This window comes from Colwellia maritima (assembly GCF_022669015.1).
Lineage (GTDB): Bacteria > Pseudomonadota > Gammaproteobacteria > Enterobacterales > Alteromonadaceae > Colwellia > Colwellia maritima.
The window spans coordinates 113,408-132,377 of the sequence record NZ_JAKKSL010000003.1; the positions used below are offsets into that span (position 1 = coordinate 113,408).

General features: G+C 37.7%; 22 protein-coding genes and 1 pseudogene. 11 read left to right on the forward strand and 12 right to left on the reverse strand.

Going from position 1 to position 18,970, the window contains the following annotated elements:
* Window positions 1-14 precede the first annotated feature (14 nt).
* The gene (locus L3081_RS16360; RefSeq protein WP_242287150.1) at window positions 15-227 is read left to right on the forward strand and encodes a hypothetical protein; all 213 of its coding nucleotides are present in this window, start codon (window positions 15-17) and stop codon (window positions 225-227) included.
* Window positions 218-433, forward strand: coding sequence for a hypothetical protein (locus L3081_RS16365; RefSeq protein ID WP_242287151.1), 216 nt, complete (start codon window positions 218-220; stop codon window positions 431-433). Before L3081_RS16360 ends, L3081_RS16365 begins: the two co-directional genes overlap by 10 nt.
* A 38-nt stretch (window positions 434-471) precedes the next feature.
* Here the strand turns inward: L3081_RS16365 and L3081_RS16370 are convergent, their stop codons facing one another.
* Both L3081_RS16370 and L3081_RS27130 read right to left on the reverse strand, forming a co-directional pair.
* Window positions 472-1,653 (reverse strand): GNAT family N-acetyltransferase, encoded by a 1,182-nt coding sequence (locus L3081_RS16370; protein ID WP_274620599.1) that lies wholly within the window; start codon window positions 1,651-1,653, stop codon window positions 472-474.
* A 20-nt stretch (window positions 1,654-1,673) separates the two neighbouring features.
* Window positions 1,674-2,657: a tRNA(Met) cytidine acetyltransferase TmcA domain-containing protein gene (locus L3081_RS27130; protein WP_274620600.1), complete on the reverse strand. Its 984-nt coding sequence runs from the start codon at window positions 2,655-2,657 to the stop codon at window positions 1,674-1,676.
* 163 nt (window positions 2,658-2,820) lie between these two features.
* Between L3081_RS27130 and L3081_RS16380 the strand changes: the two genes are divergently transcribed.
* Both L3081_RS16380 and pdxH read left to right on the forward strand, forming a co-directional pair.
* Window positions 2,821-3,024, forward strand: a complete 204-nt coding sequence (locus tag L3081_RS16380) for a PA3496 family putative envelope integrity protein (RefSeq protein WP_242287152.1) — start codon at window positions 2,821-2,823, stop codon at window positions 3,022-3,024.
* Window positions 3,025-3,192: 168 nt separating this feature from the next.
* Window positions 3,193-3,846 (forward strand): pyridoxamine 5'-phosphate oxidase, encoded by a 654-nt coding sequence (pdxH, locus tag L3081_RS16385; RefSeq protein WP_242287153.1) that lies wholly within the window; start codon window positions 3,193-3,195, stop codon window positions 3,844-3,846.
* A gap of 63 nt (window positions 3,847-3,909) precedes the next feature.
* Here pdxH and L3081_RS16390 read toward each other — a convergent pair whose 3' ends face one another.
* Complete coding sequence (locus L3081_RS16390) at window positions 3,910-4,740, reverse strand: M48 family metallopeptidase (RefSeq protein ID WP_242287154.1); 831 nt, start codon at window positions 4,738-4,740, stop codon at window positions 3,910-3,912.
* Window positions 4,741-5,015: 275 nt separating this feature from the next.
* Between L3081_RS16390 and L3081_RS28445 the strand changes: the two genes are divergently transcribed.
* The 5 genes from L3081_RS28445 to L3081_RS16410 are packed head-to-tail and all read left to right on the forward strand — an operon-like array spanning window position 5,016 to window position 9,968.
* The gene (locus tag L3081_RS28445; RefSeq protein WP_338027371.1) at window positions 5,016-5,279 is read left to right on the forward strand and encodes a hypothetical protein; all 264 of its coding nucleotides are present in this window, start codon (window positions 5,016-5,018) and stop codon (window positions 5,277-5,279) included.
* 2 nt (window positions 5,280-5,281) lie between these two features.
* A complete protein-coding gene (locus L3081_RS16395) occupies window positions 5,282-7,858 on the forward strand; it encodes an FAD-binding and (Fe-S)-binding domain-containing protein (protein ID WP_338027372.1) in 2,577 nt (858 codons plus the stop codon).
* A 58-nt stretch (window positions 7,859-7,916) separates the two neighbouring features.
* A complete protein-coding gene (locus L3081_RS16400; protein ID WP_242287155.1) occupies window positions 7,917-9,089 on the forward strand; it encodes a cache domain-containing protein in 1,173 nt (390 codons plus the stop codon).
* Between the two features lie 8 nt (window positions 9,090-9,097).
* The gene (locus L3081_RS16405; protein ID WP_242287567.1) at window positions 9,098-9,355 is read left to right on the forward strand and encodes an ATP-binding protein; all 258 of its coding nucleotides are present in this window, start codon (window positions 9,098-9,100) and stop codon (window positions 9,353-9,355) included.
* A complete protein-coding gene (locus L3081_RS16410) occupies window positions 9,348-9,968 on the forward strand; it encodes a response regulator (RefSeq protein WP_242287156.1) in 621 nt (206 codons plus the stop codon). The genes L3081_RS16405 and L3081_RS16410 overlap by 8 nt, the downstream gene beginning before the upstream one ends.
* A gap of 81 nt (window positions 9,969-10,049) precedes the next feature.
* Here L3081_RS16410 and L3081_RS16415 read toward each other — a convergent pair.
* The 7 genes and pseudogenes from L3081_RS16415 to L3081_RS16435 form a co-directional block, all read right to left on the reverse strand.
* A pseudogene (locus L3081_RS16415) lies at window positions 10,050-11,722 on the reverse strand (methyl-accepting chemotaxis protein).
* A gap of 303 nt (window positions 11,723-12,025) precedes the next feature.
* The gene (locus L3081_RS28450) at window positions 12,026-12,412 is read right to left on the reverse strand and encodes a hypothetical protein (RefSeq protein ID WP_338027373.1); all 387 of its coding nucleotides are present in this window, start codon (window positions 12,410-12,412) and stop codon (window positions 12,026-12,028) included.
* Window positions 12,382-12,870, reverse strand: coding sequence for a DcaP family trimeric outer membrane transporter (locus L3081_RS28455; RefSeq protein ID WP_338027374.1), 489 nt, complete (start codon window positions 12,868-12,870; stop codon window positions 12,382-12,384). Before L3081_RS28455 ends, L3081_RS28450 begins: the two co-directional genes overlap by 31 nt.
* Entirely contained in the window at window positions 12,842-13,009 is a 168-nt protein-coding gene (locus L3081_RS28460) for a hypothetical protein (protein WP_338027375.1), read from the reverse strand. The genes L3081_RS28455 and L3081_RS28460 overlap by 29 nt, the downstream gene beginning before the upstream one ends.
* 235 nt (window positions 13,010-13,244) lie before the next feature.
* Window positions 13,245-14,378 carry a sodium ion-translocating decarboxylase subunit beta gene (locus tag L3081_RS16425; protein ID WP_242287157.1) on the reverse strand — a complete coding sequence of 378 codons (1,134 nt, stop codon included), beginning with the start codon at window positions 14,376-14,378 and terminating at the stop codon, window positions 13,245-13,247.
* Between the two features lie 8 nt (window positions 14,379-14,386).
* The gene (gene oadA, locus L3081_RS16430; protein ID WP_242287158.1) at window positions 14,387-16,168 is read right to left on the reverse strand and encodes a sodium-extruding oxaloacetate decarboxylase subunit alpha; all 1,782 of its coding nucleotides are present in this window, start codon (window positions 16,166-16,168) and stop codon (window positions 14,387-14,389) included.
* Window positions 16,169-16,178: 10 nt separating this feature from the next.
* Window positions 16,179-16,451, reverse strand: coding sequence for an OadG family protein (locus L3081_RS16435; RefSeq protein ID WP_242287159.1), 273 nt, complete (start codon window positions 16,449-16,451; stop codon window positions 16,179-16,181).
* 497 nt (window positions 16,452-16,948) lie between these two features.
* Here L3081_RS16435 and L3081_RS16440 point away from each other — a divergent pair, with 497 nt between their 5' ends.
* Entirely contained in the window at window positions 16,949-17,296 is a 348-nt protein-coding gene (locus L3081_RS16440; RefSeq protein ID WP_242287160.1) for a hypothetical protein, read from the forward strand.
* Complete coding sequence (locus L3081_RS16445) at window positions 17,272-17,757, forward strand: hypothetical protein (RefSeq protein ID WP_242287161.1); 486 nt, start codon at window positions 17,272-17,274, stop codon at window positions 17,755-17,757. The genes L3081_RS16440 and L3081_RS16445 overlap by 25 nt, the downstream gene beginning before the upstream one ends.
* An 82-nt stretch (window positions 17,758-17,839) precedes the next feature.
* Here L3081_RS16445 and L3081_RS16450 read toward each other — a convergent pair whose 3' ends face one another.
* Complete coding sequence (locus L3081_RS16450) at window positions 17,840-18,550, reverse strand: ABC transporter ATP-binding protein (RefSeq protein ID WP_242287162.1); 711 nt, start codon at window positions 18,548-18,550, stop codon at window positions 17,840-17,842.
* Between the two features lie 4 nt (window positions 18,551-18,554).
* A complete protein-coding gene (locus L3081_RS16455; protein ID WP_338027405.1) occupies window positions 18,555-18,833 on the reverse strand; it encodes an FtsX-like permease family protein in 279 nt (92 codons plus the stop codon).
* Window positions 18,834-18,970: the final 137 nt, after the last annotated feature.

An 18,970-nucleotide genomic window follows, 5' to 3' on the forward strand; every position in this document is an offset into this window, starting at 1 on the left:
AAGGATAAAATATCATGGGATCGAAAATACCTCCCTCAACTTTGAATACATCAAAAGTACAACTTGAATTACCTAGCAATATACTTAAAAAATTACTTTTATCCGGTATGCTCCATGGTGGTGATTGTAAGTGTTTAAATGCAACGGCTAAGCATGTGCTTTGGCAAACTTTATTAGCAACAAGTACAGACAATCAGGTAAATAAAGAGAACAATTTATGTGCATAAAAGTCTCATCAGAATTTATACAACTTGAGAACTGGCTTTCCCTATTAATTGCTACCTATCAAGAACACCCCTCATGCGGATTGGCAAAAATTATTAACTATTATATAGAGCGGCTATCACGACATGACGACATGGACTTGGGTGGTAAAAACTCATGTGAATATCTGGGAATGAGAAAGTTTTGGCAATGGCAAGCTCAGCAGTAATCCTATTCTCAATGGGCCACTACAAGAGCATAAAGGTGTTATAAGAGTTGACGAACTTTTGATCTTAACAATTGTTCAAGCTCTCTTTTCCCTGTAATCCCGTAAGTGTTGCATACATCAATGACTGAATGTTTTTGCATAATACGGCTAATTAATACCATGTAATTTGACTCATCAAGAATGGATATGCCAGAGAGTTGTTGTTTTAACCATAAGTGTAAGCTAAACACGCAGCTTGAGTACTGTCTATAGCCTTCTGCAAAGGCCACGATATTCGCTTTATCCCGCGCACTTAATATCGAGCATTCATTAAGCGGACAATCGCTCAAAATCAATAAAACTAAGTCTACCGCTAACTGTTTATATTCTTCTGTTAATAAATAATCAAAACTGCGGTAAAACTCATTAACAATACCAGTTAGTTCTGCTTCTCCTGACGTGGTAAGTGCTTTTAACACTAATGAAGACTGTTCGCCACTGGCTTTATCTTGAGTAAAGCCGATTCGCGCAATCCGAAAATCATTTTTTAACCAAAAAGAAAGTAATGACTTCGTTGCTCCAAAACTGGATGCTAGAAAATCAGCGCCTTGCGCGGTTGAAAATTCGCTAATTTTACTTAAAAAATAACTTCCCAACCCTTGCTGTTGTACTTGAGGATGAACAGCGATACGCATAACACGCATATAATGATAAGTAAAAGCCCGCTCTATACCGCACTGAGTTAGTAGTGATTGCGGAACAAAGTGATTTTTCAAACGTTTTTTTCCGTGATTTACAGCATTAATTAACGGTGCTTCAATCATATTATCACACGTGCTACCTTCAACAATCAACAACGCTACCGCAACAACGTGTTGTGATAACACGCCTTCAGTGATTGTTCCTTCATCAGATTTTTTGTAGTGATTAGCAAATAAACAGACAAGTTTCACCTGCTCATTATCTAAAAGCATCTTTACATCACTGGGTTTAGTTTGATAGTGAGCAGTTACCAATACAGAAAATATTTCTTTCAATAAATTTTCGTCAGCAACCAGTTCAGTGGCGCTAAATTGTTTAAATACCAAGGTGCGTTCTTGGCTTCGTTTGACATCTTCCGGCAGTGTTGTCAGCTCAGCATTTAACAAGCAGGATTCAAAAACTAACCTTTCAAGGGGATCATTAACTCGCCGGCGAATAGGTTCGTTTACATGCATATTTCTCCAATAGGGATATTGCATGGCTAATGTTTTCTGAAATTTTAACGTAAAACCTCGTCCAAAGCGCCTTCATAACCATGAATAGTACTTGAGAACACTAAACGAGAATAATTATCTAGTAACGCTTCCAACAAATAAATAGGAATTGCCGATGCTTCATCAACTAACACAAGATTAACGGCATGCTTTTCCTTCAGCAATTGATCTATTGGAATAAACTCAACCAAGCCAGACTCAGTGCAAAACTTGTTATGTTGAAGTTGTCCACTGGTTACGCTAGTCACTAACTGACGAAAAAATATCGCTAACGAGGAGCGATCTACCGCAGTAACCGCTATCCTTAACTTATTATCCTTTGTTGCTGTATTTAATAATTGCCCACAGGCTATTGCTAATGCAGATGATTTCCCTCTCCCTCTATCTGCAGTCAACACCAATGGCTGATTTCTTTTACCCTTAACCACTTTTATAACTGCATCCACGGCGGTCACTTGCTCTTGGGTCAAACAGTTGTACGGTAATTGGGTTCGAGTTTTTTTCTGTGCTATTTTAGCGTTAGTAACAGGTATGCTAGGTAAATTGGGCTGATTTTGTTCAATAACAATATGCTGCTTAAAAGTTTTCAACTGTTTGATAAATCGTTGATAAAATAGGCTTTCTGTCATTTGATCTATATTATCGACTAAAAGAAAGAATATTCCTCCTGCCACTAACGTACCTGATAAAACAGCCAAAGCATCGATAGATAAACTTCTATCTTGAAAAACAACAAAATGGCTTTCACTGCCTAATTTATCACGAAAACGTTGCTTTGAAACCGTTGATGCAATCGTATGATTATCACCATAAACTAACCAATTTTTTGGTTTTTGTTGCTCACCTTTGCAGCCATTCAAATCAATGGATTCAATTAAATTACTTGCCCAGACATTGTCACCTACAAGCACAATTAAACGTCGCTCGTTTAATATTTGCGCTTGTTGCTGATATTCAGTAAACCAAAAATAAAACTCTTTATTTTGCATCTTAAGGTGATTCTGGGAATTAATTCTTTATAGAGCAATAGTTTATCAAGCTATCACCTTTACACCAATAAAATAAAATAAAAACAATGTTGAAAATTGTTTGAAAATGTATTATTTCTTGCATATCTTGATATCGATTAGATAAATTTTTAAGAGTAAGCCGATGGTAAATGATGATGACTTTTTAGATGACATTGATGCAGAAGATGATACGGAAGATCAAGAGGACGATTTAGAGTCGCTAGAAGTAGCAGGAAAAAATAGTAAGGAGCAAGCACAAAAAAATATACTTGCTCGTAAACGAATAGATGAACTGATGGAGATGAGAAGACTAAAAGAGCTTTTTGACGATGAAGATGATTGGTAACACTCACTAAATTATCTCTATTAGAACGCTCAGTTGCCTGAGCGTTCAAAAACAAACAAAATAAAGTGATAGCTGATAACGTTAATATCATATATCCAATAACTATCACTTTTCTTTAATTAAGATACTGCTAAAATACCCTATCCTTTTTGTCCTAGTATTAATCTTATGACTTTATTTGAAAAACTACGATGCCTACTAACTTTTGGTCAAGGTGTTGCCTTACCCCTACCAGAAATTCCTAGCCACTCAAGCCCATTCCCTTTATTTAAACAATGGTTTGAAGAGGCAAACAAGTCAGGTATATTACTTCCAGAAGCAATGTCAGTAAGCAGTTGTAGTTCGCAAGGGCACCCCAGTTCTCGCATGGTATTATTAAAAAAATTCGATGAGCAAGGCTTTGTTTTTTTCACCAATTATGGCAGTCGTAAAAGCCATGAGTTATCAGAGAACAATAATGTGGCTTTACTGTTTCATTGGAATGTACTGCAAAGACAAATACGAATAGAAGGTACAGTTGAAAAGGTTAGCCAACAAGAGTCTGCTGATTACTTTCATAGTCGCGACCGAGGCAGCCAGGTGGGTGCTTGGGCCTCAAAACAAAGTCAAAAGCTCTCACACGATAGTGAATTAAAGGATCGCATGGCTAAATTGAGTCAGCAATATGCAGAAGGCGAAGTACCTCACCCTGACTTTTGGGGCGGTTGGCGAGTAAAACCAACCTACATCGAATTTTGGCAAGGTAGAGCAAGTCGATTACACGATAGAGTGTGTTTTGAAAAACAAGCAGATGATTGGACTCATTTCAAATTACACCCCTAAACAACAAGGCACGCTATGTTGATTTAGGCGTGCCTCAACTCTTTAGTTGTTAGCTTATTGCTGTTACTTCTTAACTTTGGGTGTTGGAATCACCTTGGGTTTTACACAGTTTGGCAGATGATTCTGCTTCTTTTCTGCTAAATAATATGGCTGAGATACCGCTAAGTGACCGTTTAATTGTTCAATACGTGTTTCATTTGAAGGATGCGTAGACATAAACTCTGGCGGTGCTGTTTTACTTAACTTAGACATATTCTGCCAAAGTTGAACACTGGCTTGCGGTTCAAATCCAGATCGAGCCATTAAGTCTTGTCCTACAATATCAGCTTCGCTTTCGTGGGAGCGACTATAAGGCATAATAAGTCCATATTGTACACCAATGCCTAAACCGGCAACCCAAAGGCCTTTATTTTCTACTTCACTGGCACCAATGGCAATTGCCGCAACAGCCAAACCCACATTGGATAACTTATCGGCGGATAATCGCTCATTAGAATGATGCTCAAGAACATGCCCGACTTCGTGCCCAATAATGGCAGCCAATTGGTCTTGATTCTCTGTAACATTCAAAATACCGGTGTAAACACCTATTTTTCCGCCCGGTAAAGCAAAAGCATTCACTTGCTCCGAATCAAAAACAACCACCTCCCAGTCACCTTGATTAGCTGACTTCGGTACATTAGCCGTAATAGCATCTGCCACACAAAGCACAAAATCATTGGTTGCTTTATCGGTACTGATGGGAATTTCTTTTTTCATTTGCTCGAATGAAGTAATTCCCATTTGATTTAACTCGTCTTCTGGGTAAAGTGACACTTGCTTACGTCCCGTAGAAGAAGTAGAACAAGCCGTTAAAAACAACAGCACAAAACAGATAGCAGAAATATTTTTCATAATAAGGTGAAGCAATCAAAAGGTAATGAACTTTCTATTATACTTAAGCCATAACAAGACGCAAAAAAATAAGGCAAGACTAAAAACACAAAACAAAAACTAAGGGTAAACACGTAGACTAAATACGTATATTCACCGATGTTAAATAGATAGATAATGTAATAATGTAGAACTTTTACTAAACTGAAACGTTTTGTTTAGTGATTTATTAAAAGACGACAGGCTTACAAAGAGCCGATCATAAAATTTTAAAATAGTTAATAAGAGAATTTGTAATGTTATTACCGCAGTATCAGGATTTAGCTACTAAGTTAGCCCATACTTTGCCTAAAGAACGTATTATTACAAGCTATGCAAAACGATTAGCCTTTGGCGTTGATGCTAGTTTTTACCGATTAGTACCGCAACTTGTCTTAATTTTAGATACAGAAGAAGAGGTAATAACTGTTTTAAAAGCGTCTGCTCTAGCAAACCTTGCTGTCACGTTTAGAGCGGTGGCACCAGTTTATCAGGGCAAGCACAATCAGAATCTATTTTAATTATGTTAACTACCCGTTGGCGTGAACATGAAATCATAGACTTAGGACTTAAAATCAAGTTAGGACCAGGGGTAATTGGCGCCGATGCCAATAACTATTTACTGCCCTACGGACGTAAAATAGGACCCGATCCGGCCTCAATAAACACATGTAAAGTGGCAGGTATTGCAGCCAATAATGCCGGCGGTATGTGTTGTGGTGTTGCACAAAATAGTTACCATACGTTAGACACGATTAAAGTTATTTTACATGATGGTTCTGTCTTAGATACCGCAGATCAAATCAGTATTAATAATTTTAGACAAACACACGCAAGCCTGCTAAATGAATTAAATTCGTTGGCGATAAAAACTCGAGTTAATGAAACGTTACACCAATTAATTAATCACAAATATCGACTTAAAAACACCACTGGTTACGCCATCAATTCATTAATAGATTTTGAAGATCCTATTGATATTCTAGCCCACTTGATGATTGGTTCCGAAGGTACTCTAGGTTTTATAGCATCAATCACTTATAACACCGTTATAGAACATAAACACCGCGCTTCTACACTGGTATTCTTCCCAGATATACAAACCACCTGCCTCGCAGTATCGGCACTGGCTAATGCAAATGTTTCTGCTGTGGAACTCATGGATAGACGCGCTTTGGCTTCAGTTAGTGATATGGATGGTTTACCTGATTTTATCAAAACACTAGATGAAAACGTCGGCGCTTTATTAATTGAAACACGTGCAGCTAATGCAGTTCAACTAACACAGCAAGTAACGGAACTTGAGTCATTACTTGCAACCTTTACACAAACTAATGCTATACAATTTACCGATAATGCTAGTGAGTATTCTCAATTATGGGCGATAAGAAAAGGCACTTTTCCGGCGGTTGGAGCAGTTCGTGAAACCGGCACAACAGTTATCATTGAAGATGTTGCTTTTCCTGTCGAAAGACTTGCCGATGGTGTTGCCGATCTACAGACATTATTTACCAAATATGCCTACCATGAAGCCATTATTTTTGGTCATGCCTTAGAAGGCAATCTGCATTTTGTTTTCACTCAAGATTTTTCCACGCCCGCAGAAGTTAACCGCTATCAAGCCTTTATGGACGATGTTTGCCAACTTGTCGCAGTTGACTATCAAGGTTCATTAAAAGCTGAACATGGTACAGGGCGTAATATGGCACCTTTTGTTGAGTTAGAATGGGGCAAGCAAGGAATGGAATTAATGCGACAAATCAAGCATTTATTCGATCCCAAGCAATTACTAAACCCTGGCGTTATCATTAATGATGATGCCCATGCACACATTAAACATCTAAAGGCACTGCCTGCCGCAGATGAAATTGTTGATAAATGTATTGAATGTGGTTTCTGTGAACCAGTTTGCCCTTCCCATGGTTTAAGCTTTACCCCGCGACAACGTATTACCAGTTTCAGAGAAATTAGCCGTCTTAAAGCGAGCAATGAACACCCTAAATTATTAGCAGAGCTTGAAAAGGAATTTACTTATTCAGGCATAGATACCTGTGCAGCAACTGGATTATGTGCAGAGCGCTGCCCTGTTGGCATAAATACAGGCGATCTTATTCGATCGTTACGTCATCGTAATAATACAAGTTATCAGGGCATGGCGAACGTGTTAACAAACAACTTTGCAACCATTGAAAAAATAACACGCACTTCTCTTGCTATTGCAGGCTTTAGCCATCGTTTACTAGGCAGCACAGTAATGGGCGGGCTAACAGGAACCATCAGAAAACTATCGTTTAATAACATTCCTTTGTGGAGTAAATATTTACCACAAAAAGCTAAATACCAACCTAAGCCTTCGACGAATAACAACCCACCTTCTACACGTCCTAAAGTGGTTTATATGCCGAGCTGTGCAAGCCGAAGTATGGGACAGTCTATTACAGCGACAGATCAACGTTCATTAACAGAAGTCACTTTCTCATTACTTGAAAAAGCAGGTTTTGATGTTATCAGTCCTGATTTTACCGGTGAATGTTGCGGTATGCCATTTAATAGTAAAGGGATGTTTACCCAAGCGAACCAAAAAAGTAACGCCTTGTTAAGCAAACTACAGCGTTTAAGTAATGATGGTGAGTACCCTATTCTGATAGATACTAGCCCTTGTAAAGCAATGCTTTTAGAAAACAAAAATAAAGTACAAGGATTAGCATTATTCGAACCCGTTGGTTTTGTAGAAGAGATACTTAAAAATCATTTAAATTTTAGCCCGTTAGATGACACCGTTATGTTACATGTTACCTGCACAAGTCAAAAAATGGGCTTAGCTGATAAAATGCTACAACTTGCTGAGCGATGTAGTACAAGGGTAATAAAACCTGAGCATATACAATGTTGTGGTTTTGTTGGCGATAAAGGCTTTACCACCCCTGAATTAAATAAGAACGCCCTTGCTCCCTTAAAAAAGCAAGTGCCTAAAAATTGTAAAACTGGCTATAGTAATAGTAGAACATGCGAAATAGGTTTATCTCATCACGCGGGTATTGATTATCAATCTATTCTTTATTTAGTTGATAAAGCAACAACCAAAAAAGTACCCATCTAAGAGGTATTATCGTTAAACAATAATATGAGTTAGCATTGATATAAAACAAGGGGCATAAGTGAACATAAACTTAAAATTACAACTAGTTACTATAATCCCATTATTATTGGCACTCTCAGCAGTATTATTTGTTACACAATTACAATATCAATCGCTTTCTCGACAAACTGTAGATGAATACCGTCACAGCGTTATCAAACACCGTAAAGAGGAATTACGTAATTATGTCTCACTTGCTGAAGGGGCAACTGAATATATTTATCAAAATAAAAACTTAAACGAACAACAAGCACAAACATTAGTTAAAGAAATCTTATCAAATATGCGCTTTGGTAAGGATGGCTATTTTTATGCCTATGACTTTGACGGTACCGCCTTAGTTTTACCTGAACAACAATCGCGCATTGGCAAAAATTGGCTCGATCTGGAAGACAGAAACGGTGTAAAACTCATTCGAGATTTAATTACTGCAGCAAAAGTCGGTGGCGGATATCTTAACTATGTTTTCTACCAACCTTCTAAAGGGGATGGGGTTGGTAAAAAAATCGGTTTTTCACGGGCATTAGATGATTGGCAATGGATGATAGGCACGGGTGTCTATATAGATGATATTGATCATGAAATAGCACAGCTAAATGCTTCAATTAGAAAGCATATTCGTAATACTTCAATACTGACACTTTTTATAGGATTAGTTGCAGTTACTGCGATTTTCTTTTCGGGACAATTTATTCGTTTTAGTGAGAAAAAAATGGCAAACCGAAAATTACGCGAATTAAATGAGCGTATTTTTCAAACCCAAGAAGAAGAATGTAAACGCGTATCAAGAGAATTACACGATGGTATAAGCCAAACTATTGCCGCCACAAAGTTTGCATTAGAAACGGCACAATTAAAACAACAAAACAATATTGATGCTAGCCAAGATATGAACCGAAGTATGGAACTTATTTGTAAAATAATGGGGGATATCCGCGCTATTTCACATCAACTTCATCCAGGATTACTTGAAGATTATGGTTTAGGTGCGGCAATTGAAGAACTCGGCAGGGATTTTTCGCTACGTACCAACATTGAGGTAAATGTAGAACGATTATCTATTCGCAATGTATTATCAACAGAAGTCAAGGCAGCATTATATCGCATTGCCCAAGAATCATTAACTAATATTGAACGTCATGCCAATGCATCAAAAGTAACGATCAAATTAAAATTAATACCTGGTGGTTAGAATTAGAAATTACAGATAATGGTAAAGGTTTTAATTATCAAGATTACGACCTAATACCTAATAAAACGAATGATAAGCAAACCAAAGCCCATCAAGGCATTGGTTTACGTAATATGAAAGAAAGACTAAATTTTTATCAAGGTGATCTAATTGTTCATTCTGAAGAAAACGGCACTACAGTAATCGCTAGAATACCGCAAACACAGCTACGTTATATTGCTAATAATGCCAGTGAAAATCCAATAAAAGGTGAAGAACATGATTAAGGTATTACTCGTTGACGATCATCCTCTTTTTCGTGAAGGGCTAAAGCATAGATTAAGTCTTGATAAAGACATTACCGTTACTGGCGAAGCAGAAAATGGCAAAAAAGCGCTAGAGATCATTAAAAACAACACCTTTGATATTATTTTAATGGACATCAACATGCCTGAAATGGATGGTATGTATGTGCTTGAACTAATTAAAGAACAAGATCTTGATTGTAAAGTACTTATGTTAAGTATGCATGACAACAAAGAGTATATATTGGGCGCTATGCGCTATGGTGCAGATGGTTATATTTTAAAGGATGTACCGGGTAATGAATTAATAGATGCGATTAAAATAGTTATTTCAGGAAAGCATTACTTTAGTACCGAGGTCACAGAAATTTTAACAAAAGAACTTGCGGGTGAACAACGTGGTATTGTCACTAGACGAGAACAATTGGTGTTACGACTTATTTCTCGTGGTCTTAATAATAAACGTATTGCTCAAGAGCTCAATGTTAGCGTACGTACTGTCGAAACGCATAAACGTAATATAAAGCAAAAACTAGGGATAGATTCAACTTTAGGTTTAATGCGCTATGCTATTGACTATGGGTTAGATAGATAACAAAAATGGGAGAGACGTCACATCTCTCCCTGCAAATCTCCATTGTAAGAAAATTGAAGGACATTCATACTTTTCTTAGTCTTAAACAATAAACTTATCAGACACCTTATTTAACTCATGAGATAAGCATTCGAGCTCTTCAAATTTTTCACGAGAAAGAGAAGATCCAACACCAATATTTTCTGCAAGATCAGCAATACCACTGATGCTCTGTGCTATTTGACTAGCAACCGTGGATTGTTCCGTAGCTGCAGTAGAAACTTGTATATTCATCTCTGTTAATTGCTTTATTGAATCAGAGGTTGAATCAATAAGCTCACGAATGGTTGACATAGCCTCAGAAACGGCAGATCTTTTACTGGCTGATTCCCCCATATCAGCAATAGTACGCTGAGAGCTAGCCTTTAAATTATCTAAAATATCGGAAATTTCAACGGTACTTTGTTGAGATCTTTGCGCTAACGTACGCACTTCATCAGCAACGACGGCAAAACCTCGACCTTGTTCACCGGACGAGCTGCTTCTATTGCCGCATTTAATGCTAACAAATTTGTTTGCTCAGAAATACTTTGAATAACACCAAGCACAGAACTAATTGATTCAACGTTACCACCTAATTCTTGTACAGATTGCTCCACATGTTCGAGTAATTCATTAAGCTCATCCATACGTTGGTTTGAAGAATTCACTTGCAATAACACATCCTGCATTTCTTTTTCAGCATTTTCAGCAGATGAACGAGTCACTTCAGCAATGTTAGCTATTTCTGCCGATGTTGATGCCATTTCTTCAACAGCGGTTGCCACTTGTGTTGTTTCGTGCTTTTGTTGATCAGATGAATCTTCAAGTTTGCGTTGTCGCTCCGTTGACTGCACAGCCATTTCAGATAAGTTTTCACTCGTTTGTTTAATATTGCGAACATCATTACCTAAGGAGTTTAAAAAATGATTAAAATCATTAGCGATATCGTTAAGTATATCAATAGGGCTATTAATAATCGTTTGTGTTAAATCACCTTCTCCTCTTGCTAACGCTTCTACTGATGCTGACAAATTCTTCAAACCATTATAAATACGCCTAATGGCAAAAGTTACAATAAAAGCCACAATAATTGCAACAATGATCGTGGTTAACAAACTATGAGTTAGATTAGTATTTTGTGAACTGGCGATCGATTCGTCAATACTCGCCATGGCTTTGTCCATGGAATCGATATAAAACCCCGTACCTAACATTAAATTCCATTTACTGATATAAATAGCATAACTATATTTAGGCGAAGCTTTGCTTTCTTTGGGCTTAGGAAACCAATAAGTATAAAAACCACCCCCTTGTTTACCTATATCCACTAAATCACGAATGATAAACTGACCTTGTTTATCTTGAAGATCCCAATAATTATCACCAATCCCTGAAGAAGTATTCCCCATAAGGACTCTTTCTCCATCTTCTTTATAACCAAATATATAGCCAGTTCCTTCGCCAAACTTTATGTTAGACAATAAGGCTAATGCTTCATCATATCCCTCTGTCCCAGGTTTATCGACTAGTGGTTGAATAAGTGACTCAACTGAATCAATAATAGATTTCAAACGAGACTTTTCAACCATTAAAATTGTATCTTCCGTTAATTTACTTACATCGCTACCAAAGCCATCCAGTGAATTTAATTGTAAAAAAACGCCTAATAGGGCGACAATAACAAAAGGAATAAATGCTAGGGAATATATTTGAACTCTGAGTGATTTAAACATAATTAACACCCTAAAAAATTACATGTGATAATTAATAACATAGTACATTCTAGTAACTAAGTAAAAGCAGAGCATTAACATAAAATTGATTTACATTAAGGCTCTGTTTAATAGTGCTCTTGCGCATGAAAATAGATAGTTATTTACTATAAACCGTGACTGTAGCCAAAGTGTCGCCCTCATCTAACGTACAGGGTATTAATAAGGCTAATTTTTCATTGCTTTATTTTCAATAATTGATAATCAGTTATAAAATATATTTTGCTGATAACTGTAGATAATTTGAGCTTTTATCCACTTCATTCATTTCAAATTTTCCACTTCAATACCAAAAGAAAGTTGTTTGGTTATATCTTTAAAAAGATTTACCGCTACATGATTATGCTTAGCATCTGCAAGGTCAGCATCAGTACTACCGTAATATACTGTTGAACGCATATCGTCAGTCCAAAAATGACGGTAGGCCACCATAAATGAGGTTGCTTCCTCTACCTCTTCACCAACTAAATCCCTAGCAACAAGCACACTAACGTAACGCCCCGTATTGCCACCATGCACTTGGAAACGAAAATCATCCTTGGCAAAGGTTTTAATACGACCGGCAACGCCATAACCAATGGCCGACTCAGTATCACCACCGAGGGTGTTTATTTGTCGTGCTACACCAAAGCAACTGAAACATTGCCCCAATCACCTTTAAAAGTATATTTTGCAATAAAGTCGGGGATTGAATCTTGACTGCTTTCACCTAAATCAGAATACGGATTTTCTAAAGATATTTGCAAACCACCATTGGTATAACGAATTTGACCTTGTCTAATAAATGAAGAGGCAACTAGGGGCCCACCAAAGTCAGCAGCTTCAGCTAAGGCAGTGGTATTCATAAAAGTGGTCCATGTTTGACCTACCATGATATTCTTATACTTGATAAAAGCATGACGTAATCTTGGATTAGATGAGTTAGAGATAATTTGATTTCCCCCGCCACCGTAAAAATCTAATTCAATAAACCCTGTAACATCACCATGAACATACTTAGCATTGAAACGAGTTTCATTCACTGTCAATTTAGTTGTTGAAATATCATCGGTTACCGAAGCAACACCAATCCAATAATCATTATTTGTTTGGCGAGCTAACGTCCCCACTTATGCTTCGCACGTCAGCTTTGATATAACCACCAAAAGTGATTTTATCTTCCCCCGTCAAATCAAAAGTATACCCTGCAAAAGAAGGAGCTGAGACCAATGCTGTCAACATCAAACCGGACTTAATTATATTTTTCATTATTGTTACCTTTTTGTTGAAACATAGATGGATTTATTTATTTTTAGAAACCATCATACTTAGTGCAAGGCATACAATATTGAATTAAAGACGTATTTAAAATCGGCGAACACCCGTATTTTTTCTACGTGTTAACCCTTAGTTTTTAATTTGAATTAAGAAATAAAAGCGAAAAAAAACGCTGAGACAGGCTCAGCGTATTTAAAAAGGAATAGCTAAAAAGTAATCGTATTAACTATCCGCCGACTAGCGCGAGTAATATCCCCGCGGCAACCGCAGAACCGAGTACACCACCTACATTAGGCCCCATCGCATGCATAAGTAAAAAGTTATGCGGATTAGCCTCTAAACCAACTTTGTTAGCAACACGGGCTGCCATGGGGACCGCAGAAACACCTGCAGCTCCAATCAATGGGTTTATTTGTTCTTTTGATAATTTATTCATTAATTTAGCGACTAAAACACCTGATGCGGTACCAATTGAAAAAGCGACGGCACCCAATGCTAAAATACCTAACGTTTCAACATTTAAAAAGGCTTCAGCACTTAGCTTTGATCCCACACCCAAACCTAAAAAGATAGTTGTAATATTGATCAATTCATTTTGAGACGTTGAACTCAAACGATCAACTACACCTGATTCACGCATCAAATTACCTAAACAGAACATACCAACAAGTGGAGTCGCTGACGGTAAAAAGAAAATAGTCATCATTAACACGCCCAGTGGAAAAATTACTTTTTCAATTTTTGTAACAGGACGTAGCTGTGCCATTTCTATTTTTCGTTCTTTCTCAGTTGTTAAAGCGCGCATTATAGGTGGTTGAATAATCGGCACCAATGCCATATATGAATAAGCGGCTACCGCGATAGCACCCAGTAGTTCAGGCGCTAATTTAGACGCTAAAAATATCGCTGTTGGACCATCTGCACCACCAATAATAGCAATGGCCGAAGCATCCTTTAAGGTAAATTCAATACCCGGTACAGCATTGAGTGCAATAGCACCAAACAAGGTAGCAAAAATACCAAATTGCGCAGCCGCACCTAATAATAACGTTTTAGGGTTTGCAATAAGGGCGCCAAAATCGGTCATTGCCCCAACCCCCATAAATATTATTAATGGAAAAACACCTGAGTGAATTCCCACTTCATAAATATAATGAAGTAAACCACCTGCTTCGGTGAATCCTGCTAGCGGGATATTTGTTAAAATCGCGCCAAACCCCATAGGTAATAACAATAGCGGTTCAAAATTTCTAGCAATCGCTAAGTAAAGTAGTGTGATGCCAACTAACATCATAATCACTTGACCTAACTCAAAGTTAGCTAAACCTGTTGATTCCCATAGTTTAATTAATGAATCCATAAGATCCTCTACGAAAAGCTAAGTAATGCATCACCAACAGCAACAGAGTCACCTTCTTTGGTATGCACACTAGTAATAACACCGGCATTGACTGCACGGATCTCAGTCTCCATTTTCATCGCTTCCATAATAATAACAACTTCGCCGGCTTCAACAGCATCACCTTCTGTAACAAGCACTTTAAAAATATTGCCTGAGAGTGGTGCATTCAATGTTTCTTCTGCAGAAATAGAAGCCGATTGTTTTATAGCATCATCGCCGGCAGGGTGCGTAATTTCATCAATAGAACCACCTGGAGCAACCACTACGTCATAAATTTTGCCATCAACACTTACCGCGTAATTTTCAGGACCAGTTGTTGCACCCGACTCCACGGAAGTAGTGGTTTTTTGTGTACTTGCTTTAGTTGGAATAGGTTCAAAAGCAGAAGGATTATTACGATTTTCTAAAAACTTTAAACCAATCTGCGGGAATAATGCATACGTTAATACGTCATCAATAACCTCTGTGGATAAGGTAATATTTTTCTCTTTTGCTAACTCTTGCAGTTCAGTAGACAGTTTTTCAATTTCTGGTGTAAGTAAATCGGTTGGGCGGCAAGTAATAACGTCTTTACCGTCTAACACTCGCGCTTGTAATTGCGCATCAACTGGTGCTGCAGTTGAGCCATACTCACCTTTTAACACACCCGAAGTTTCTTTTGTAATTGACTTGTAACGCTCACCAGTAAGCACATTTAATACGGCTTGTGTTCCTACGATTTGCGAGGTAGGTGTTACTAGTGGTATATAACCCAAATCTTTACGTACTTTGGGAATTTCAGTTAATACTTCATCAAATTTATCTGCTGCACCTTGTTCTTTTAATTGGTTTTCCATGTTTGTTAACATGCCACCAGGTACTTGCGCTGTTAATATACGTGCATCAACACCTTTTAAACTACCTTCAAATTCTGCGTACTTTTCTCTCACATCACGGAAATAAGCAGCAACTTCAGCCATTTTTTCAACATTTAATCCCGTATCACGTGGTGTTCCATCAACGATAGAAGCGATAGTTTCTGTTGGTGAATGTCCATAAGTCATACTCATTGACGAAATTGACGTATCAATAACATCGATGCCACTATCAATGGCTTTCATTTGAGTAGCAACACTTAATCCTGTGGTTGCATGACAATGTAAAGCAATAGGCAAAGAAACTGTTTCTTTTAATCTGCTAATTAATTCAGCTGCATTATAAGGTTTTAATAACCCAGACATATCTTTGATACATAAGGAGTGCGCGCCCATATCTTCAAGTTTTTTCGCCATCGTTAGCCAACCTTCAAGGGTATGCACAGGGCTTTCTGTGTAACTTAATGTGCCTTGCGCATGTGCACCAACTTTAACAGCTGCTCTAATTGAAGTTTGTAAATTACGCACATCATTCATGGCATCGAATATACGGAAAACATCAACGCCGTTAACATGCGCGCGTTCAACAAACTTTTCCACTACATCATCAGCATAATGACGATAGCCTAAAATATTTTGACCACGAAACAACATTTGCTGCTTGGTTTTTGGCATTGCCTTTTTCAACGCTCGAATACGCTCCCAAGGATCTTCTCCTAAGTAACGAATACAAGAATCAAAAGTTGCACCACCCCATGATTCTATTGACCAATAACCAACATCATCCAAGGTTGATGCTATTGGCAACATATCTTCTAAACGAAGCCGTGTTGCTAAAATCGATTGATGGCCATCTCTTAAGACAACTTCAGTAATACCTAATGGTTTGCTCATGGTTGTACCCTTATTTTTTTGAATTTGTTTGAGAGTGCTCTTGGCGATAACGAGTTACAGCTCCGCTAATTGCCGCAACAATGGCAGGTGATATATCACCATTCGCGGCTTTACTCTTTTTGTTATTTGAATGAGTTCGACTTGGCGCGATGGGGTCTGGAAACTTAACCGCTAACTTTGCCAATACAGTATTAATAAAAATAATTAATAAGCTTAAAAAAGCAAATACGAATACCATGCCAGTTAGCATAAGCGTACCCGCTTCTATGAATTGCTGCTCCATAATGTTCATTTTTTGTTCTCATTCGATAATTTATAAAATTAGAATAATCACTCCAATTATTAAAAACAAACATTATTTTGCAGTTTCATAAAAATAATACTTCGTCAATAGCTAAAATCATTAATATTCATCTTTTTTTACTAAATATTCAATAATATTTGTATAACAAGATATTGTATACAATATCATTTCAGTGAATACCTAACATACAGAAGAATTTTCGACGATTTTATACAATATACTTTGTTGCTTATGTTATTCACTAAGATTGCATATTATTCATTAAGAAAATAGAAGAAATAAGTTAACAACTCAGTTTTCAAATAACTATTAAGCTATTTTTCATACAATTGAGTTAAACAATAGCAGTAATATAGTGAGTAATCTATTTGGCCTAAAGAAAAATGATTGAGCTATGTATTACAAGCCACCATTATTATATTATCTTGATGGCGATATAACCTTAAAGCCACGAATGCGAATGCTGATATAATCTGATGATAACATTTAACAAACAAAAAATAGTCCGCTTACTTTGGTGGTGGCTGATAGTTATACCCGGTATTCCATTTGTGCTGACCTCGCTAGGATTATTTTTTTATGCCTTTTGGCCACGTGATTTCTCATCGGTTAGCCAATTTCCCATAGCAAATAACACTGAATACATTACGCTTTCAGCCCATGGCGTTAACGACTCCCCCTCAAGTTGGAGTGACGAATTACAAAAACTAATGAAGCAGGCTCCCTACCCTCAACTCAACAATATCAATGTACAAAACCATAGTATCGATTGGCAAAATTATGCAAACAATGTGTTTCTGTGCTCGGTTGCAGGAAAAAAATAGGGATTGAAATTGGCAAGCATTTAGCGGCTCAATCAAATCTTAAAGCTATTCATGCTATAGGCCATAGTTGCGGATCATTTGTCGCATTAGGCATCTGTGAAGGTGCAAAATCAATTAATCCGCAACTTATTATACAAACAACCTTTTTAGATCCTGTTTCCGTTTATTCAGGCATTTTTTGGGATTATGGTATTAAAAATTTCGGCACCTGTGGTGATTTTAGCGATAACTATATTGATACCCGCGATACTGTGCCCGGCAGCAACCAAGCACTGCCCAATGCTTATACATTTGATGTAACCCATCAGCAAACAGGGAAAGATGCTCAATACCCACCTCATGCATGGCCAACACGTTATTACATTAATGCTTATAACGCTCAAAGTGTGCCATTGCTATATAAAGCTAAAATTGGCGAGATTAAACAATTTAAAAAGGGAGAGTTAAATAGTTTACAATAGAACAAGAAATGTAAAATACACAATACTAATAACTTACCCTACTTTAATACAGAAAGTTTGGCGTTTTGATAACGTTTATCGCTCAATCAAACGCCCTGCCTTCGCCTTCCTCTTCATACGTCACCCCATCACGGATATTATAAATTCGTTTAAAAGTGGGAATTATTTTTTCATCATGAGTTACAACAATAATGGCCGTCTCAAATTTATGTGCCATATTGTTCAAAATACGAATTACTGCCATCGCACGCTCGCTATCAAGCGGTGCCGTAGGTTCGTCCGCTAAGATTACAGGCGGTCGATTGACCAAGCCACGTGCAATAGCAACTCGCTGTTGTTCACCACCAGAAAGTTGCGATGGCATGGCACGTGCTCGGTGCTGTACGTCGAGGGCCTTTAGTAACTCTAGGGCCTTTTCGCGCGCCTGAGTGTTGGGCACGCCCGCTAACATAGGAAGTAATGCAACATTGTCGGTAACATCAAGAAACGGGATTAAGTAAGGCGCTTGAAAGACAAAGCCAATCTTATCGCGGCGCAATGCCCGCAGGTCTCGTACCTTCCATCCATCATCATAAATAACGTCATTTCCTAGCGTCATGCGACCAGTCGTAGGTTCAATGATTGCTCCTAAACATTTAAGTAAGGTGCTTTTTCCTGAGCCAGAAGGACCGATCAGCCCTACTACTTCCCCTGGCGAAACTTTCATAGTTACATTTTTGAGTGCATGAACGGCATTATCACCCTTACCATAGCATTTACTCAAATTTTCAATATGAATTCCTTTTGTGCTCATCGTTTTATCCTATCGCTTCTGCAGGGTCTATTTTAAGTGCCGCGCGTATTGCGATAATACTCGACAATATACAAATAAATACAACGGCGAAGAATCCAAATATGGAATCGAGAGGTTCAAGCAATACGTACTTCGGAAAAATGGGTGCCATAAACAATGTGGCTGATATTTTCCCCACTACAAACCCAATAACACCCAAGGCTATTGCTTGTTGCATAATCATTGCCGCGATTGCTGCAAGAGTCGAACCTTTGGTTTGTACTAGCGCCTGGTTCGTAGACAGGTACTTATACCCATTCTATTAAGCTAATCTCATTTAATTTAGGAACACTCAAATTTCAAGCGAAAAAAAACCAATCATACGATTGGTTTTTTAGATTCTCATAAGAGAAAAGTGGCGATTGCTGCAAGAGTCGAACT

Coding starts and splice junctions, on each gene's coding strand:
- L3081_RS16360 (WP_242287150.1), top strand. CDS start 15: ATGGGATCGAAAATACCTCCCTCAACTTTGAATACATCAAAAGTACAA.
- L3081_RS16365 (WP_242287151.1), top strand. CDS start 218: ATGTGCATAAAAGTCTCATCAGAATTTATACAACTTGAGAACTGGCTT.
- L3081_RS16370 (WP_274620599.1), bottom strand. CDS start 1,653: ATGCAATATCCCTATTGGAGAAATATGCATGTAAACGAACCTATTCGC.
- L3081_RS27130 (WP_274620600.1), bottom strand. CDS start 2,657: ATGCAAAATAAAGAGTTTTATTTTTGGTTTACTGAATATCAGCAACAA.
- L3081_RS16380 (WP_242287152.1), top strand. CDS start 2,821: ATGGTAAATGATGATGACTTTTTAGATGACATTGATGCAGAAGATGAT.
- pdxH (WP_242287153.1), top strand. CDS start 3,193: ATGACTTTATTTGAAAAACTACGATGCCTACTAACTTTTGGTCAAGGT.
- L3081_RS16390 (WP_242287154.1), bottom strand. CDS start 4,740: ATGAAAAATATTTCTGCTATCTGTTTTGTGCTGTTGTTTTTAACGGCT.
- L3081_RS28445 (WP_338027371.1), top strand. CDS start 5,016: ATGTTATTACCGCAGTATCAGGATTTAGCTACTAAGTTAGCCCATACT.
- L3081_RS16395 (WP_338027372.1), top strand. CDS start 5,282: ATGTTAACTACCCGTTGGCGTGAACATGAAATCATAGACTTAGGACTT.
- L3081_RS16410 (WP_242287156.1), top strand. CDS start 9,348: ATGATTAAGGTATTACTCGTTGACGATCATCCTCTTTTTCGTGAAGGG.
- L3081_RS28460 (WP_338027375.1), bottom strand. CDS start 13,009: ATGAAAAATATAATTAAGTCCGGTTTGATGTTGACAGCATTGGTCTCA.
- L3081_RS16425 (WP_242287157.1), bottom strand. CDS start 14,378: ATGGATTCATTAATTAAACTATGGGAATCAACAGGTTTAGCTAACTTT.
- oadA (WP_242287158.1), bottom strand. CDS start 16,168: ATGAGCAAACCATTAGGTATTACTGAAGTTGTCTTAAGAGATGGCCAT.
- L3081_RS16435 (WP_242287159.1), bottom strand. CDS start 16,451: ATGGAGCAGCAATTCATAGAAGCGGGTACGCTTATGCTAACTGGCATG.
- L3081_RS16440 (WP_242287160.1), top strand. CDS start 16,949: ATGATAACATTTAACAAACAAAAAATAGTCCGCTTACTTTGGTGGTGG.
- L3081_RS16450 (WP_242287162.1), bottom strand. CDS start 18,550: ATGAGCACAAAAGGAATTCATATTGAAAATTTGAGTAAATGCTATGGT.